At 69.9% G+C, this 17,088-nt stretch carries 15 protein-coding genes; 9 read left to right on the top strand and 6 right to left on the bottom strand.

Features of this window, described 5'->3' with window-relative positions:
- The first annotated feature begins 12 nt into the window (after positions 1-12).
- Positions 13-468, top strand: a complete 456-nt coding sequence (locus PO768_RS06695; RefSeq protein ID WP_272645439.1) for a hypothetical protein — start codon at positions 13-15, stop codon at positions 466-468.
- 15 nt (positions 469-483) lie between these two features.
- Here the strand turns inward: PO768_RS06695 and PO768_RS06690 are convergent, their stop codons facing one another.
- Positions 484-1,389 (bottom strand): LysR substrate-binding domain-containing protein, encoded by a 906-nt coding sequence (locus PO768_RS06690; protein WP_137945536.1) that lies wholly within the window; start codon positions 1,387-1,389, stop codon positions 484-486.
- A gap of 106 nt (positions 1,390-1,495) precedes the next feature.
- Between PO768_RS06690 and PO768_RS06685 the strand changes: the two genes are divergently transcribed.
- On the top strand, positions 1,496-2,701 hold the full coding sequence (locus tag PO768_RS06685) for an MFS transporter (protein ID WP_272645438.1): 1,206 nt from the start codon (positions 1,496-1,498) through the stop codon (positions 2,699-2,701).
- A gap of 19 nt (positions 2,702-2,720) precedes the next feature.
- A complete protein-coding gene (gene dkgB, locus PO768_RS06680) occupies positions 2,721-3,530 on the top strand; it encodes a 2,5-didehydrogluconate reductase DkgB (RefSeq protein ID WP_272645437.1) in 810 nt (269 codons plus the stop codon).
- Here dkgB and PO768_RS06675 read toward each other — a convergent pair whose 3' ends face one another.
- On the bottom strand, positions 3,531-5,282 hold the full coding sequence (locus tag PO768_RS06675) for a methyl-accepting chemotaxis protein (protein ID WP_272645436.1): 1,752 nt from the start codon (positions 5,280-5,282) through the stop codon (positions 3,531-3,533).
- A gap of 98 nt (positions 5,283-5,380) precedes the next feature.
- Positions 5,381-6,277 carry a LysR family transcriptional regulator gene (locus PO768_RS06670; RefSeq protein WP_137945533.1) on the bottom strand — a complete coding sequence of 299 codons (897 nt, stop codon included), beginning with the start codon at positions 6,275-6,277 and terminating at the stop codon, positions 5,381-5,383.
- A 96-nt stretch (positions 6,278-6,373) separates the two neighbouring features.
- Between PO768_RS06670 and PO768_RS06665 the strand changes: the two genes are divergently transcribed.
- The 3 genes from PO768_RS06665 to PO768_RS06655 are packed head-to-tail and all read left to right on the top strand — an operon-like array spanning position 6,374 to position 9,466.
- Positions 6,374-7,303, top strand: coding sequence for a hydroxymethylglutaryl-CoA lyase (locus PO768_RS06665; RefSeq protein ID WP_272645435.1), 930 nt, complete (start codon positions 6,374-6,376; stop codon positions 7,301-7,303).
- Positions 7,300-8,454 (top strand): CaiB/BaiF CoA transferase family protein, encoded by a 1,155-nt coding sequence (locus tag PO768_RS06660; protein WP_272645434.1) that lies wholly within the window; start codon positions 7,300-7,302, stop codon positions 8,452-8,454. The genes PO768_RS06665 and PO768_RS06660 overlap by 4 nt, the downstream gene beginning before the upstream one ends.
- Before the next feature lie 37 nt (positions 8,455-8,491).
- Positions 8,492-9,466 carry a Bug family tripartite tricarboxylate transporter substrate binding protein gene (locus PO768_RS06655; protein WP_272645433.1) on the top strand — a complete coding sequence of 325 codons (975 nt, stop codon included), beginning with the start codon at positions 8,492-8,494 and terminating at the stop codon, positions 9,464-9,466.
- Positions 9,467-9,482: 16 nt separating this feature from the next.
- On the opposite strand, the gene PO768_RS06650 is transcribed toward PO768_RS06655, so the two are convergent.
- On the bottom strand, positions 9,483-10,829 hold the full coding sequence (locus PO768_RS06650) for a TIGR03790 family protein (protein WP_272645432.1): 1,347 nt from the start codon (positions 10,827-10,829) through the stop codon (positions 9,483-9,485).
- On the opposite strand from PO768_RS06650, the gene PO768_RS06645 reads away from it, so the two are divergent.
- Both PO768_RS06645 and PO768_RS06640 read left to right on the top strand, forming a co-directional pair.
- Positions 10,810-11,196 (top strand): hypothetical protein, encoded by a 387-nt coding sequence (locus PO768_RS06645; protein ID WP_272645431.1) that lies wholly within the window; start codon positions 10,810-10,812, stop codon positions 11,194-11,196. The genes PO768_RS06650 and PO768_RS06645 overlap by 20 nt on opposite strands.
- 66 nt (positions 11,197-11,262) lie before the next feature.
- A complete protein-coding gene (locus tag PO768_RS06640) occupies positions 11,263-12,024 on the top strand; it encodes a TSUP family transporter (protein WP_272645430.1) in 762 nt (253 codons plus the stop codon).
- On the opposite strand, the gene PO768_RS06635 is transcribed toward PO768_RS06640, so the two are convergent.
- On the bottom strand, positions 11,978-14,356 hold the full coding sequence (locus tag PO768_RS06635) for a sensor histidine kinase (RefSeq protein ID WP_272645429.1): 2,379 nt from the start codon (positions 14,354-14,356) through the stop codon (positions 11,978-11,980). The genes PO768_RS06640 and PO768_RS06635 overlap by 47 nt on opposite strands.
- On the bottom strand, positions 14,356-15,150 hold the full coding sequence (locus PO768_RS06630; RefSeq protein WP_272645428.1) for a response regulator transcription factor: 795 nt from the start codon (positions 15,148-15,150) through the stop codon (positions 14,356-14,358). Before PO768_RS06630 ends, PO768_RS06635 begins: the two co-directional genes overlap by 1 nt.
- A 202-nt stretch (positions 15,151-15,352) precedes the next feature.
- Between PO768_RS06630 and PO768_RS06625 the strand changes: the two genes are divergently transcribed.
- Entirely contained in the window at positions 15,353-17,068 is a 1,716-nt protein-coding gene (locus PO768_RS06625; RefSeq protein ID WP_272645427.1) for a ShlB/FhaC/HecB family hemolysin secretion/activation protein, read from the top strand.
- Positions 17,069-17,088: the final 20 nt, after the last annotated feature.

Genomic DNA, 17,088 nt, shown 5'->3' with positions numbered 1-17,088 from the left:
GGCTTCGACACTATGCAGTCTTTGCGGACTCTCGGTGCTTTCATCTCGGGACTGGCCCTGTGCAGCGTCGGCGGGCTGCTGAGCGTGCTGCTGACGCGCGGCCCCAGGCCCATCGGTCGTGGCAGCCTGCCGGACCTGCTGGCCGAGGCGGCCGTCTTTGCCTTGCTGCTGTTCCTGCTGGCGCTGGGCTGGAGCTATCTGACGCTGCGCTCGCACCGGCGCAGCCGGCGCCGCAGCACGGCCTGCTGCCTCTATGGCGTGGGCCTGGCCTGGCTGATCTGGCTGCTGTGCGGCGCCGCGATCCTGGCCGGAGACCCGCCCGAGCCGGACCTGCCCTCCGGCGAATGGCTGCAGGTCATCCTGATGCCCTTGCTGTGGGGGCTGCTGAGCGGCCTGGCGATGACCGCCGGTGTGCTGCTGGCGGCGCTGCTCGGCGAACGCCGCCTGTTGTCGCCGCCGCAGGGCTGAGCGGCGTGGCGGGCGCTAACGCAGCACCCAGGCGCAGCCGGCGATGCGCTCGGCCACATGGTCGAGAAAGCAGGCGATGCGGGCCGCCAGCTGGGTGTTGCGGTAATAGACGGCGTTGATCGGCTGCAGCACCTCCACCGTGTCCTTGATCAGCACCTGCACCAGATCGCCGCGCTCGCGATCGGCCTGGGTCATGAAGTCGGCCAGGCAGACGAGGCCCTGGCCGGCCAGCGCCAGCTGGCGCAGGGTTTCGCCGCTGGAGGCCTGCAGGCTGGGCGTGATGCGCAGCGCATCGCCCTGCGGGTGGCGCAGCGGCCAGTCGTTCAGGCTCTCCGGTTGCGCAAAGCCCAGCAGGCTCAGGCCGGCCAGGTCGGCCACCGTTCGCGGCCGCCCCACCGCCTTCAGATAGGCCGGGCTGGCCAGCACGCGCAGCCGGCTGCTGCCCAGCGGCCGCGCGTGCAGCGTGGAGTCGCGCAGCGCGCCGATCCGGAAAGCCACATCGGTGCGCTGCTCCAGCAGGTCGATGTTCAGCTCATCGCTGTTGAGCTCCAGCTCCAGCTCGGGATAGCGCGCACGCAAGTCACCCAGCAGCGGCACCAGCACATGCAGCATGAAGGGCGAGGCCGCATTGACACGCAGCCGCCCGGCCGGCTTCTGGCGGCGCTGGGCCAGCTGGTCCTCGGCCTCCTCGACCGAGTCGAGGATCTTGCGTGCCCGGCTCAGCAAGACCTGGCCCTCCTCGGTCAGCGCGAGCCGCCGCGTCGTGCGGCTCAAGAGGCTGGTGTCCAGCTTCTCCTCCAGCCGCGCCAGCGAGCGGCTGACGGCCGAGACGGTCTGGCCCAGGCGCTCGGCGGCGGCGGTGATCGAGCCGCCGTCGACCACGGCGACCAAGGTCTGCAATTCATCGAGTGTGGTCTTCATTCTTGAAGTTTATTCAAGAATCTATCGCCGGATCTGGGGTTTATCTGCAAAGGCGGCGCGGCCACACTGCGGCCACTTTCTTTCAAGCATCCCGGAGTTCCTCATCATGCCTCTTGCCCTCTGGGCGCTGACCCTCAGCGCCTTTGCCATCGGGACGACCGAGTTCGTCATCGTCGGCCTGATCCCGACGCTGGCCGCCGACCTCGGCGTCAGCGTGCCTTCGGCCGGCCTCTTGGTCAGCCTCTATGCGATGGGCGTGGCCATCGGTGCGCCGGTGCTGACCGCGCTGACCGGCCGCGTGCCGCGCAAGGCCTTGCTGCTGGGTCTGATGCTGCTGTTCACCGCCGGCAATCTGCTGGCCTGGCAGGCACCGGGCTATGAGAGCCTGATCGCCGCCCGCATCGTCACCGGCCTGGCGCACGGCGTGTTCTTCTCGATCGGCTCGACCATCGCCACCGGCCTGGTGCCCAAGCACAAGGCCGCCAGCGCGATCGCGACCATGTTCACCGGCCTGACCGTGGCCCTGGTGACCGGCGTGCCGCTCGGCACCTTCATCGGCCAGCACTTCGGCTGGCGCGCGACCTTTCTGGCGGTCGCCGCGCTGGGCCTGATTGCCTTTGTCGGCAGCCTGGTCTTCGTGCCCAGGAACATCGCGCACAGCAAGCCGGCCTCGCTGCTGCAACAGGCGGCCGTGCTGCGCGAGCCGCGTCTGCTGCTGGTCTATGCGATGACGGCGGTCGGCTACGGCGGCTCGTTTGTGGCCTTCACCTATCTGGCGCCCATCCTGCAGGACGTCGCCGGTTTCGATGCCAGCGCCGTCGGCCTGGTGATGCTGGCCTACGGTGTGTCGGTCGCAGTGGGCAATCTCTGGGGTGGCAAGCTGGCCGACCAGCGCGGGCCCATCGGCGCGCTGAAGATCATCTTCGCGCTGCTGGCCGCGGTCTTGCTGCTGCTGGCCTTCACCGCTGCATCCAAGCCGCTGGTGGTGCTGACCGTGCTGCTGTGGGGCGCGGTGGCCTTCGGCAATGTGGCCGGGCTGCAGGTCTATGTGGTGCAGCAGGCCGAGATCCACGCGCCGCGCGCCATCGATGTGGCCTCGGGCTTGAATATCGCGGCCTTCAATCTGGGCATCGCCGGCGGCGCGCTGCTGGGCGGCGAGATCGTCGCGCGCTGGGGCGTTCTGAACACGCCCTGGATCGGGGCCCTGGTGGTGCTGGGCGCGCTGGGCCTGACGGCCTGGAGCGGCGCCTTGGACAGGCGCAGCGGCTTTGCCAGCCCGTCGCGCGGCGGGGCGGCAGCGGTCGGCCACTGACATGAATCAAGGAACAACCATGAACAAAACCCTTCCTTCCTTCGGCCTCGGCACCTTCCGCCTGAAGGGTCAGGTCGTGATCGACTCGGTCACCACCGCGCTGGCACTTGGCTACCGGGCCATCGACACGGCCCAGATCTATGGCAACGAGGCCGAGGTCGGCCAGGCCATCGCCGAGAGCGGCGTGCCGCGCGAGCAACTCTTCCTGACGACCAAGATCTGGACCGAGCAGCTGGCCGGCGACCGGCTGATCCCAAGCCTCAAGGACAGCCTGGCCAAGCTGCGCACCGACTACCTCGATCTGACCCTGATCCACTGGCCCTCGCCGGGCGGCGCCGTGCCGCTGGCCGAGACCTTGGCGGCCTTGATGGAAGCCAAGGCGCAAGGCCTGACACGCCAGATCGGCGTCTCGAACTTCACGGTGGATCTGATGAAGCAGGCGATGGCCGTGGTCGGCGCCGAGCCCATCGCCACCAATCAGATCGAGCTGCATCCCTACTTGCAGAACCGCAGCGTCGTCGAGTTCGCGCGCAGCCAGGGCGTGCCCATCACGTCCTATATGACCCTGGCCTATGGTGCGGTGCTGAAGGACGAGCTGATCATCCGCATCGCCGCAGCGCACCGCGCCACGCCGGCCCAGGTCGTGCTGGCCTGGGCGCTGCAGCAGGGCTATGCGGTGATCCCGTCTTCGACGAAGCGTGAGAACCTGGCCAGCAATCTGCGGGCGCAGCAGCTGGTGCTGAGCCCGGACGAGATGGCGCAGATCGCGGGCCTGGAACGCGGCGGGCGCCTGGTCAATCCAGAGGGCCTGGCGCCGAGCTGGGACTGATCAGAACGATTCCCACTCGTCGGTGGTCGGCGCCGGGCTGGCCTTGGGCGCGGGAACCGGCGCAGGACGGGCGACCGGCTTCGGTGGTGCCGGCTTCCTCGCCGCCACCGGCGCGGGACGCGGCGCGCTCTTGGTGATCGGCTTCGGCGACGGCGCCGTGATGGCGGCCCTGGCCTGGAACTGCTGATCGACCTTGAAGACCGACACCACCTCGGCCAGCCGTGCCGACTGCTCACGCAGCGACTGCGCGGCGGCCGCCGATTCCTCCACCAGCGCGGCGTTTTGCTGCGTCATGTGATCGAGGTTGGTGACGGCCACATTGACCTGCGCGATGCCGTCGCGCTGCTCGGTGGCGGCCGAGGCGATCTCGCCGATCAGGTCGGTCACGCGCTTGACGCTGGTGACGATGTCCTGCATCGCGGTGCCGGTCTGCTCGACCAGCTGCGCGCCCGATTCGACCCGCTCCACCGAGGCGCCGATCAGGGTCTTGATCTCCTTGGCGGCCTCGGCCGAGCGCTGGGCCAGCGAGCGCACCTCGGCGGCCACCACCGCGAAGCCCCGGCCCTGCTCGCCGGCGCGCGCGGCTTCCACCGCCGCGTTCAGCGCCAGGATATTGGTCTGGAAGGCAATGCCATCGATGGTGCCGATGATGTCGCCGATCTTGCGCGAGCTCTCGGTGATCTGGGCCATATTGCTGACCACCTGCTCGACCACCTGGCCGCCGCGCACCGCAGCCTCGGCGGCCGAGCCGGCCAGCTGGTTGGCCTGGCGGGCGGTGTCGGCCGAGTGGCCGACCGTGGCCGTCAGCTCTTCCATCGAGCTGGCGGTCTCTTGCAGGCTGGAGGCTGTCTGCTCGGTGCGGGCGCTCAGGTCATGGTTGCCGGTGGCGATCTCGCTGGAGGCGGTGGACACCGACTCGATGCCCTGGCGCACCTCGCCGACCACGCTGCGCAGCTGAGCCACCATGCGCTCCATCGAGCCGAGCAGCAGGCCGAACTCGTCGCGCCGGCTCACATGCACCGAGGTCGTCAGGTCGCCGCCGGCGATCTGGTCGGCCGCCTGCATGGCCTGAGCCAGCGGCTGCTGGATCGAGCGCACCAGCCAGACCGCACCGGCGATCAGGCCGATCACGACCAGCGCGATCAACACGCCGGCGATGCGCACCGTGCTCTTGCGCTGCTCGGCCAGCTCCGCCAGGATCTCGGCCTTGGCGCGGACCTGCTCCTCGGCGAACTCGTTGAGTGATTTCAGATACACATCGACCGCCGGATTGAAGCGCGCGCTCAACTCCTGGGCGGCGGCGGCCGGATCGGTGGCCTTGATGCTGCGGATCTTGGCCAGTGATTCCAGCACGGTCTTGCGCTCAGCCGCGACCTTGTCCATCAAGGCCTTGTCTTTGTCGCTCAGCTCCATCGCCTCGATGGCTTTCTGGACCTTGCTGATCTCGCCGATGGTGGCGGGAATCACCTCCTTGAACAAGGCATCGACGGCCGGGTCGGTGCTGGCGGCCGTGGCTTGCACCCGCACGACATTGGTGGTGGTCAGGCCGGCCCAGCGCCTGGCGGCGTCGACCTTGGCGTCCATCGCGGCGGCCACGGCGGTGGTCTGCTCCTGCACCTTGCCGCTGCGTACCGCCGCGAAAGTGATCACCGCGATCAGCGCGACGATGACCGCGATCACCGAGGCCCAGAGGCGAAAAGCCACGCTGTGGCGACCCAGCGAACTCGCTGGCGATGGGGTCATGTCTTGCATGAAGGCTTCTCCGAAACGGGGTGGCGTGCTGACAAGCGATCCAGCGTAGTGGATCGCCGCCCGGGGCAGCCGTGGAAAAAGCCGGCTTTTAGGCGCTTTCAGCGCTCGGCCATGCTGGCCAGGTACTCGCACATGCGCTCACCCGCCGCCGACAGCCCGCCGGGCCGGAAGCAGACCGCGAAGCGCCGCTGCGCCCAAGCGTCGCTGAGCGCGATCAGACGCACGCCCCGTTCGAGATAGGCACCGCCGACCTGGCGCGGCACGACCGCGATGCCTAGATTGGCCGCGACGACGCGAAAGGCCGCATCGAAATTGGAGACGATGACGCGGTAATGCAGGCTGCCGCCGGCCTGGGCTGCGGCGCGCCTGAGCATCATGTGCACCGCGGTGGCCGGCTGCAGGCCCACATGCTCGTGCGCCAGCGTGTCGGCGAAGGCCAGCTTCTTGTGGCGCGCCAGCGGGTGCTCCGCATGCACGGCCAGCGCCAGCTCGTCGCGTCGGTATGGCCGGGTGGCCAGGCCTTCGAAGGCGATGCTGTCCCAGCAGACGCCCAGTGCCGCGCTGCCGTCGCGCACGATGCGCACCAGGTCGCGCGAGAAGCGCTCCTCGATATCGACCTTGATCAGCCGGTTCTGGGGCGCCCGCATGAAGGCGGCGACATCGTCCAGCAGGCGCTCGGCAATCGCCGAGGCGCTGGCGACCAGGCGCACATGGCCTTGCGTGCCGGCGCTGAAGGCGGCCATGTCCTGCTCGACCTGCTCCATCGTGAACAGCATGCTGCGCGCATGTTCCAGCAGGGCCTGGCCGGCCGGCGTCGGCAGCACGCCGCGCCGACCCCGCAGCAGCAGCGGCGTGCCCAGATCGGCCTCCAGCGCGGCAATGCGCTTGCTGATCGCCGAGGGCTCGATGTGTTCCTGCAGCGCGGCCTGCTTGATGTTCTGGTGTTCACAGACGGCCACCAGCAGGCGCAGGGTTTTCAGGTCGAGGTCGCGCATGTCTGGAATTCCGATTCGGCACTTCAGGGCTGACAACATACCACTTGTGAAGCTGCTGGGAATCTCTAGAGTCCGGGCATCAAGGAGACAAAACCGATGACAACCCAGACGGTGCAGATCCGCGAGGTCGGCCTGCGCGACGGCCTGCAAAGCATCCAGCGCGTGCTGCCCACCGCACAGAAGATCGAGTGGCTGCGCGCCGAATACGCGGCCGGCGTGCGCGAGATCGAGCTCGGTTCCTTCGTGCCGGCGCGGCTGCTGCCGCAGCTGGCCGATACCGGCGCGCTGCTCGACTATGCCAAGCGCGAGCTGCCCGGCCTGTTCGCCTCGGTGCTGGTGCCCAATCTGCGCGGCGCGGAGGCGGCGATCGCCGGCGGCGCCGACCTGATGATCCTGCCCTTGTCGGCCAGCGCGCTGCACAGCCAGGCCAATCTGCGCAAGAGCCCTGACGAGGTGGTTGCCGAGCTGGCCCGCATCCGCGCCGCCCGCGACGCGGCCGGCAGCCGGACGCTGATCGAAGGCGGCGTCGGCACGGCCTTTGGCTGCACCCTGCAGGGCCGGGTCGAGCCGGCCGAGGTGCTGCGCCTGATGCAGGCCTTGCTGGACGCCGGCGCTGACCGTGTCAGCCTGGCCGACACGGTGGGCTTTGCCGATCCGCGCGCGGTGCGCGAGCTCTGCGAGGCCGCGCGCAAGATCGCCGGCGAGCGCTTTTGCTGCGGCCATTTCCACGACACCCGCGGCCTCGCGCTGGCCAATGTCTGTGCGGCGCTGCAGGCCGGCGTGACCCGTTTCGACGCCTCGCTGGCCGGCATCGGCGGCTGCCCCCATGCGCCCGGCGCCAGCGGCAATGCCGCGACCGAGGACCTGGCCTTCATGCTGGCCAGCATGGGCTGCGAGACCGGTGTCGACCTGAACGCCTTGCTGGCCCTGCGCCGGCGCGTCGCCGGCTGGCTGGAGGGCGAGCCGCTGCACGGCAGCGTCTGGCGCGCCGGCCTGCCCAAGACCATGGATGTGAGAAGCGCATGACCGAAGAAGATCAACGACCGCTGCCGCTGGCCGGCATCCGCGTGCTCGAGTTCACCCATATGGTGATGGGCCCGACCTGCGGCATGATCCTGGCCGATCTCGGCGCCGAGGTCATCAAGATCGAGCCGCCCGGCGGCGACAAGACGCGGCGCCTGCCGGGCCTGGGCATCGGCTTCTTTCGCAGCTTCAACCGCAACAAGAAAAGTGTCGTGCTGGACATCCAGAGCGAGGCCGGCCGCGCCGCCGCGAAGGAACTGATCGCCGCCAGCGATGTGGTGCTGGAAAACTTCCGCCCCGGGCTGATGAGCGGCCTGGGCCTGGACTACGCAAGCCTGTCCACCACCCAGCCGGGCCTGATCTATGTCTCGCACAAGGGCTTTCTGCCCGGGCCCTACGAGCACCGCACCGCGCTCGACGAGGTGGTGCAGATGATGGGCGGTCTGTCCTATATGACCGGCCCGAAGGGAAGGCCGCTGCGGGCCGGCACCTCGGTCAACGACATCATGGGCGGCATGTTCGGCGCGATCGGCGTGCTGGCCGCGCTGCGCGAGCGCGAGGCCACCGGCCGCGGCCAGGAGGTGCAGAGCGCGCTGTTCGAGAACTGTGTGTTCCTGTCGGCCCAGCATATGCAGCAGTTCTCGATGACCGGCGAGCCGCCGCCGCCCATGCCCTCGCGGGTCTCGGCCTGGAGCGTCTACGACGTCTTCGGCCTGAAGGACGGCGAGCAGCTCTTCATCGGCGCGGTCAGCGACAAGCAATACCTGACCCTGTGCCGTCTGCTGGAGCGCCCCGACCTGGCCGCCGATCCGGCACTGCAGACCAATGCCCAGCGCGTCGCTGTGCGCCCGCAGCTGCTGGAACAACTCGGCGAGAGCCTGAAGACGCGCGAGATCGGCGAGCTCAGCGCCGCGCTGGAGGCCGTGGGCCTGCCCTATGCCCCCATCATGCGGCCCGAGCAGCTGCTGGACGACCCGCATCTGCGCGCCAGCGGCGGGCTGGCGCCGATGCAGACGGAGGATGGCGGTTCCACCGATGTCGTGCTGCTGCCGCTGCTGATGGGCGGGCGCCGGCCGGGGGTGCGCATGCCGCTGCCCGGCATCGGCCAGCATACCGACGAGATTCTTGCCCGCCTGAAAGCACCGATCACCTGACGCTCGCCCGACACAACAACAACCGGAGACAAAAACCATGAGCTTGCTCAACCGCCGCGCCCTGGTGGCGCTCGCTGCCCTCCTCGCTGTCGGCGGCGCCCATGCCGACGGCGCCACCGACAAACCGCTGCGCCTGATCCTGCCGGTCGGTGCCGGCTCGGGCGTGGACACCATCATCCGCGCCGTCACGCCGGCGCTGTCCAAGGCGCTGGGCGGCCAGGCGGTGGTGATCGAGAACCTGCCGGGGGCCGGCGGCATCACCGGCACCGCCGCCCTGGTCAAGGCCGTGCCCGATGGCCTGACCCTGGGCGTGGTCTCGAACAACCATGTGGTCAGCCCCAGCGTCTACAAGAAGATGCCCTTCGATGCGCTGAACGACATCACGCCCATCATGGTGGTGGGCGCGACGCCTTTTGTGCTGGTCGTCAATCCATCCAAGCTGCCGGCCACCAACGTCAAGGAACTGGTGGCCTTGCTGAAGGCCAAGCCCGATGTCTACAACTATGCCTCCTCCGGCAACGGCACCATCCTGCATCTGGGCGCCGAGATGTTTGTCGACGAGGCCGGCGTCGTGATGCGCCATATTCCCTACAAGGGCGTCGGCCCCATGGTGGCCGACCTGATCGGCGGCCAGGTCGACCTGGGCGTGCTGTCACTGCCCTCGATCCAGGGTCATCTGAAGAGCGGGGCCTTGCGCGCCATCGGCATCGGCAGCGCCGCGCGGGTGCCGGCCGCGCCCGAGATTGCCACCGTGGCCGAGCAGGGCCTGCCGAACTATGCGATCGAGGGCTGGTTCGCGGTGGTCGGCCCGGCCCGGCTGCCGCCGGCCCAGGTCAAGCGCTTCCACGCGGCGTTCACGGCGGCCTTGGCCGCGCCCGAGGTCCGCGAGGCGATGGCCAGGCAGGGCAATGTGATCAACCCGACGACGCCGGAAGCGGCCGCCAGCTTCTTCCGCAGCGAGCAGGAGCGCTACGCCAAGCTGGTCAAGAAGGCCGGCATCAGCCTGGACTGAGTCGCCGTGCGCCGGCTCAGCCGCTGCTCGCCAGCGTGCAGCGCTGCGCGCTGTCGGTGGGGCAGGGGCCGACCCAGCGCAGCCGGGTGGTGCCGCCCGGCGGCAACGGCGCGCGCAGGGTCTGCATCTGGGCGCGTTCCGGCGTCAGGCCGGCCAGCGCGATCCAGGCGCCGGCGCTGTCCTGGTATTCCAGCGCGTAGGCGCTGCCCGGGCGCAGCGCGCGGGTGCTGATCAGGTACTGGCCGCCGTCTATCGTGAACGAAGGCGCGTCGGCAAAGGGGCGGGCCAGCGGCTCGCCGACGAACAGGCCCTGGCCCGGCCATTGCACCGACTTCCAGTAGGCCTCGATCAGGCTGGCGCCACGGTAGTAATGGTCGATCAGCACCGAGGCGCGCGAGAACTTTTGCGTGAAGTTGCAGGGCTCCTCGACCGTGCCGTAGCTGGCCGTCGCACCCGCATCGAGCCAGGCGGTGACCGGCATCTGACCCCTGCCGTCGGGCAGATGGCCGCCGAAGGAGGTCAGATGGTCGGCCACCGCGCCAGGGCGGAAGCCGTTGCCGGCAAGACCCGGCACCCGGCTCAGGCCGGTGAAGTAGAACAGCACATTGCTGCGGCCGTCGAGGCTGTCGCTGCCGCTGTCGGCCGCATTGTCGAGATACTCCAGCCGCAAGCGGCCGGCCCAGGCGGCGGGCAGCGCCAGATAGTCGGGGTAGCGCACGCTGCGGGCCGCGTCGCTGCTGCGCAGCAGATAGCCGTCGCCGCCGGGCTGGCTGGCGTCGGCGGCCAGGCCGCGAGCGATCAGGGCCTGGGCGGCCTCCAGCGTGCGGGCGCCCAGCATCATGGCCGGCCGGATGCGGTGATCGCTCCAGGGCCGGCGCGACTCCGAGTCATACAGCGGCGAGGCGGCGGTGGCGCCGCAGCGGTTCGAGCAGTAGCGCTCATCGAAGCCCAGGGCCAAAGCGCTGGTGATGCTCATCGAGCAGCTGGGGCCGGCCACCCGCGAAGGGGCGGTCCAGGTCAGCAAGCTCGCTTGCGCGCTGCCGGGCAGCCTGGCGTCGATCTCGGCCTTCAGCAGCGCGAAGTCGGCCGCCGAGATGACATCGGAGCGGCTCGGCAGCCGCAGCCGTATCAGCTGGCTCGCCGCCAGGCCGCGTGCCGTCTGGTAGTGGCTGGCGATGGCCTCGGACAAGGTATCGCCCTCGGCGACCAGCACCGCCAGCTCGGCCGCGCTCAGCGCGGTGCTGGGCAGGCTCAGCGTCGGCACGGGCGGTGCGGCCACAGGGGGGGCGGTATCGCCGCCGGAGCTGCCACCGCCGCAGCCGGCCAGCAGCAGGGTCAGGGCCATGATCGGTGAAAAACGCATGCAGCGATCTTTCCATGCGCCGCCGCCGGCCAAGCCCGGAAAAAACCCATTCCGGCGACCGCGCTTGTCGGCATCCACACCACGCCGAGCGCCGCAAATTTGCGCGATCCCCGCCGGGATCGTCGCGATGGGTGCGTGTCAGAAAAATGACATCTTCATGCTTGAAGGCATTGATCGGAACAGTGAGCGCCTGCTCACGCACCAAAAAAGAGCTTTGTCACAAGTGAAAACCCCAAGTGCGTGCATGGCTTTGAATCCCTACATTCCATCTCACTCGATGCAGTCGTTGTGCGAACAGCGGCTGCTAGGCGGGGCTGAGGAGACAAACAAAGCAAGCAATTCAAAGCAATTCGAACGATTTCAGTGACACTGTCACCATTCGCGGGCACCTTGATGGTGCCCGTTTTATTGTTGCCGTCCGGAATCACGTCGCATGCTTGAGCTTGTCACCGTCGCCCTGGCCTCCCTGCTGGCCGGTTTTGTCGATGCCGTGGTGGGCGGCGGCGGGCTGGTGCTGGTGCCGGCGCTGTTCAGCGTCTTTCCGAGCGCCGCGCCGGCCACGCTGTTCGGCACCAACAAGGGCGGCGCGATCTGGGGCACGGCCTGGGCCACGGCGCAGTTCGCGCGCCGTGTCACCCTGCCCTGGCATGCCTTGCTGCCGGCCGCCGGTGCCGCGTTGCTGGGCAGTTTTGCCGGCGCCTGGTCCGTCACCCTGGTCGACCCCAGCGGTTTGCGCAAGGCGCTGCCGTTGATTTTGCTGGCGGTGCTGATCTACACGCTGGCCAAGAAGGATCTGGGGCGCGAACACGCACCGCGCCACAGCGGCGCCACCGAGGCCTGGCTGGCCAGCGCCATCGGGCTGGTGATCGGTTTCTACGACGGCTTCTTCGGCCCTGGCACCGGCAGCTTCTTCGTCTTCCTGTTCGTGCGCTTCCTGGGCTTCGACTTCTTGCACGCCTCGGCCAGTGCCAAGCTGCTGAACACAGCCACCAATGCCTCGGCCCTGCTGCTGTTCGCGATGAAAGGCCATGTCTGGTGGCATATCGCAGCGGTGATGGCCGTCACCAATGTGCTGGGCAGCCTCCTGGGCACGCGCATGGCCTTGAAGCATGGCGCGGGCTTTGTGCGCGGGATGTTTGTCGTCGTCGTCAGTGCGCTGATATTGAAGACGGGCTGGGATGCCTTCCTGCGCTGAGGCTTTGCATCGCGGCCCACCAGGCGTGTTCGGGCGCCGGCTTGTAGAGCAGGGCGTCCGGCGCCGGCCGTGCGCTGCAGCAGATCAGCCGCATGCCGGGATGGCGCCGGCGCAGCGCCGCCAGGCTTTGCAGATCGCCCCGGGGCAGGCTGGCCGGCTCGACGATCAATAGCGCGGGTTCGACGCCAAAGGTGTCGAGCGCCATGGCCTCGGCCAGTGACGCGGCCTGCAGGCAGTCATAGCCGCTCAGGCTCAGGCGCTCGCTGAGGGCCTGCCGGGCGCTGTCGCAGGCGTCGAGCACCAGGGCCAGGCCCTGGTCCAGCAGCGGCGCGGCGCTCAGGCCACGCAGTGCCGGCCAGTCGACCTGGGCCTCCTCGGCGCTCGGCGCGGGCATGCTGAGCTCGAAACGGCAGCCCTCGCCGGGCCGGCTGTGCAGCTCGAGGCTGCCGCCCATCGCGAGCACCGTCTGGCGCGCGATGCTCAGGCCTAGACCCAGGCCGGGAATGCCGTTGCTGGAGGCCGGACGTACAAAGGGCTCAAACAGCAGGGCCTGGTCGGCAGCGGCGATGCCGGGCCCGGTGTCCGCGACCGTCAGGCACAGCCGGCCCTCGCGATAGTCGGCGCCCAGCGTGATCTGGCCATCGCGGGTGAACTTGGCCGCATTGGAGAGCAGATTGAACAGGGCCTGGCGCAGCCGCTTGGCGTCTAGCTCGAGCACGCTGGGCAGTTCCGGCGCCAGCCGCAGGCGCAGCCGGTTGCCATTGCTGCGTGCCAGGCCCTGGGCCTGCTGGTGCAGCTCCAGCAGCAGGCCGTGCAGATAGCAGGGCGCCGCCAGCACCTCGGGGGCGGCGCTGGCCGTCGGCGCGCGGGCAAAGCGCTGCAGCTCGTCGATCATCTCCAGCAGCAGCTGGCTGCCATGCTCGATGGCACGCCGGTCCTGCTCGAAGCCGGCGTCGGGTTGCAGCCGCCGGGCCAGCTGCACCACCGAGGCCAGCGGCGCGCGCAGATCATGGCCCAGATAGCCCAGCAGCCGGCCCTTGGCGGCATCGCTGGCCTGGGCGCGGGCGCTGGCGGCCAGCAGCTCGCGGGTGCGCAGCTGCACGGCGCTCTCCAGCGCCACCTCATGCTGCAGGCGCTGGCGCCGCACGCGCTGCAGCATGGCCAGCAGCACCACCAGGCAGCCCAGCAGGCCGACAAAGGGCGGCGCGTAGTCGACCAGGCTGGAATGGGGCTGCCAGCCCAGCAGGCTGAACACCCGTGGCAGCAGCCCGATCAGGTGCAGGGCCACCGCCGCCCCCCAGGCCCAGGCCAGCGGGCGGCGCTGCCGCACCGCACGCACGCAGGCCACCGCCATCAGCAGGCCGAGGCCGCCATTGAGCAGGCTGGCCAGGGTGGTGCCCAGGCGGTAGTCGCCCCAGAAGCACAGGCCCAGGGCCAGCAGGTCCAGCAGGGCCAGCGCCTGCATGCCGCGATGCCAGCGCGGCTGGAACCGGGCCGTGTCGAGCAGCCGGGTCAGCGCGGCCAGCTCGAACAGATGGGCCAGCACCCCGAAGCTGCCCAGCGCCCGCACGGCCCAGTCGGTGGCCTGCGGCCAGAACAGCATGAAGGCGGTGCCGCGCATGCCGCTCTCGTAGAACACGAAGGCGCCCAGATAGAGCGCCACATAGGCGTAAGCCCGCTCGCGCTGGGCCAGGCCCATCAGCAGGGTGGCCACCATCAGCAGCAGCGCGAAGCCGATCACCATGCCGTCCAGCCACAGCCGGGTCTGCTCATGGTGCAGCAAGGCCTCGCGCGGCCACAGGCTCAGGTCCAGCGCGATGGCGCTGCGGCTGGCCACGCGCAGCCACAGGGTCTGGCGCTCGCCCGGCGCCAGCGCCAGCACGAAGGCGCTTTCACGCAGCGGCAGCTCGCGCGCGGCAAAGGGCTGGTCGGTGCCGGCCCGGCGCGGCAGCAGGCCGTCCGATGCGGGACCGGCCTGGTACAGGCTGACGCTTTCCAGCCTAGCCGGGCGCAGCAGCAGCCAGCGCAGCTGGGGCTCGCTGCCGGGGTTGTGCAGCTGCAGCCGCAGCCAGTAGGCCGCTGAGCTGTAGCCGGGGGTCAGGCGGCGCTCATCGACCGCCATCCAGGCCGATTCGGGCAGGGCTTGGATGGCCGCCGGCCCCTGGCTGGCGTCACGGTCGACATGCAGGCGCAGCGCCGAGTTCAGGGCCTGCGGCCCCGCGCCGGCCTCGGCCAGCGCCAGCCAGGGCTGCGGGGCGCTCAGGGCTGGGCCGCACAGCAGCAGCCACAGCAAGGCCGCGCCGCAGCGCCAAGCCTGGAACTTTCCGCGCATCAGGCGATCAGGCTGGGTTTGCGCAGCGATTCCCGGTAGTTCTGCGGGCTGCAGCCGTGCCGTTCACGGAAGGCGGTGGCGAAATTGCCCGGGTTGCTGTAGCCGACGCTGAAGGCGATGTCCTGCACGCTCATCAAGGTGTCGGCCAGCAGGCGCTGGCCGACGCGCACCCGCTCGTCGCTGATGAAGCCCGAGACGGTCTGCCCCAGGTGGTTGCGGAACAGGGCCAGCAGCCGTTTCTCGCTCATGCCCACCTGCTGGGCCACCAGGCTGACGCTCTGCAGCTCGGCCAGGTGGTCGCGGATATAGCGGATGGCGGTCTGCAGCAGCGGCTGTTCGGGATGGCGCGGCGCGCTGGTGTCGGCGGCATCACCGCGACCCTGGCGGATCTGCGCGGCGAGCTGCAGATGGACGCAGACCCGCGCCAGCACCTCCTCCGGGTGGAAGGGCTTGCAGATGTAGTCGACGGCGCCCAGCCTCAGGCACTGGGTGCGGAAGTCCGGGGCGCTGTGCGCGCTCAGGAACAGCACCGGGATGGCGGCGGTCAGCGGGTCGGCCTTCAGCAGGCGGCACAGGGCCAGCCCGTCCATATCGGGCAGCGTGATGTCCAGCAGTATCAGATCGGGCCGCAGCGCCTGGGCGCGCTGCAGGCCGGCCTGGGCGCTGGGCGCCAGCGCCAGCCGGTAGTCCGCACGCAGCAGCTGGGTCAGCCAGCGCAGCTCCTCGGGCACGTCGTCGATCAGCAGGATCAGGGGCGGCTCGGCGCTGGCAGCATCAGATACAAATTGAGACATAGTTCACGATTGTCGTTGAGCCGGCGTGACCGGCCTCAGCCCCCCGAGTGAGTGGCTGTGTCGCCTATCGCACGGCCGAAGCGCCGATAAACCCGCCGCCCGCCCCGCTTATCTGTTTCAGCAAAGAAGGCGGTGTTTTTGGCAAACCCCGCCCTCTTGCCGCCGCCCGATAAAGCCGCCATGTGTAACAGCGGAGGCTTTGATGGCGTCCAAGAAAAAGAAGTTCGTTCTGGCCGGCATGGCCCTGATCCCGATGGCCCTGGCGGCGGCGCCCGATGCCGGCCAGCTGCTCAATGAACAGCAGCGCCTGAACAGCGGCCCGGGCCGTCCGACCCTGCAGCGTCCCGCGGAGGCGCCGGCCACGGCGCTGGACCGGAACGCCGGCTTCAAGGCCTTGATCAGCCGGGTGCGCTTCAGCGGCGCCGAGGGTCTGGCCGATGCGGCCGAACTGCAGGCCTGGGTGGCCGGCGCGCTGGGCCAGCGCCTCAGCCATGCCGAGCTGCAGGCGCTGGCCGGCCGGGTGACGAGCCGGCTGCAGGCCAAGGGCTTCATGTTGGCCCGGGCCTATCTGCCGCGCCAGGACCTCAGCGAGGGCGAGCTGGAGATCGCGGTGCTGGCCGGGCGTCTGGAGTCCGGGCCGCAGCGGGTGCAGCTGGGCAATCGCAGCCCGGTGGCCGATGCCCAGCTCCATGCCATCGCCCAGGCGGCCCTGCCGGCCGGCCCGGTGCGCGGTGAGGACCTGGAGCGCGCCCTGCTGCTGATCAACGATCTGGCCGGCGTCAGCGCCCGCTCCAGCCTGGAGCGCGGCAGCGAGCCCGGCAGCAGCCGGCTGCTGATCAAGGCCGAGCCGACCGCGGCGCTGCGCGGCAATGTCAGCCTCGACAACTTCAGCAACCGCTACACCGGCGCGGCCCGCGCCAGCGCGCTGCTGAGCCTGGCCAACCCGCTGCAGCGCGGCGACAGTCTGGGCCTGTCGCTGAGCGCCAGCACCGGCAACAAGGCGGCCAGCGCCAGCTATCTGCTGCCGCTGACGCCCCAGGGCCTGCGCCTGAGCCTGGGCGCCTCGCTGCTGGCCTACAAGATCGGCGCCGAGCTGAAGGCGCTGGACCTGCATGGCCAGGCGCGCAGCGTCGGCGCCGGGCTGAGCTACCCGCTGCAGCGCAGCCGGGCCGGCAATGTCTGGGCCCAGCTCGACATCGAGGCCAAGCAGCTCAGCGACGACAGTGCCAGCGGCAATCTGCGCGAGCGGCGCCTGCAGCGCCTGCAGTTCGCGCTGTTCGGCAACCGCTGGGACGAGCTGGGCGCCGGCGGCTCGACCGAGTGGTCGCTGGGCGGCAGCGCCGGCAAGCTCAATCTGGCCGGCAATGCGCTGGACCAGACCGTCGACGGCCTGACGGCCCGCACCCAGGGCGGCTACAGCAAGGCCTCGCTGCGGCTGGCCCGCACGCAGGCGCTGGATGCGGCCGGCGACTGGGCGGTCTATGGCTCGCTGAGCGCGCAGCTGGCCGGCGGCAATCTGGACTCCTCGGAGAAGTTCGGCCTGGGCGGCCCCGGCGGTGTGCGGGCCTATGCGGTCGGCGAGGGCAGCGGCGACGCCGGCTGGCTGGGCAGCGTCGAGCTGCGGCGCGAGTTCCGTGCCGGCGAGCGGCTGCGCGGCCAGGCCCTGGCCTTTGTCGACGGCGGCCGCGTCAGCCTGCATGCCTCGCCCTGGGCCGGAGCCCTGGCGGCGGGCAAACCCAATGGCTACCAGCTCGGCGGTGTCGGTCTGGGCCTGAATCTCTATGCCGAGCGCTGGCAGATGCGCGCCGCCTGGGCCCGTGCCGTGGGCGGCAATGCCGGCCGCCAGGCCAATGGCCTGGACGCCGATGGCCGCAGCGCGCGCTCGCGCCTGTGGCTGCAGGCCAGCCTGAACTACTGAGCGCAACCCCCACAACACCA

Source organism: Paucibacter sp. XJ19-41, assembly GCF_028462495.1.
Classification (GTDB): domain Bacteria; phylum Pseudomonadota; class Gammaproteobacteria; order Burkholderiales; family Burkholderiaceae_C; genus Roseateles_E.
The sequence above is the reverse complement of the archived record's forward strand: the minus strand, read 5'-3'. Positions and strand labels throughout refer to the sequence as shown.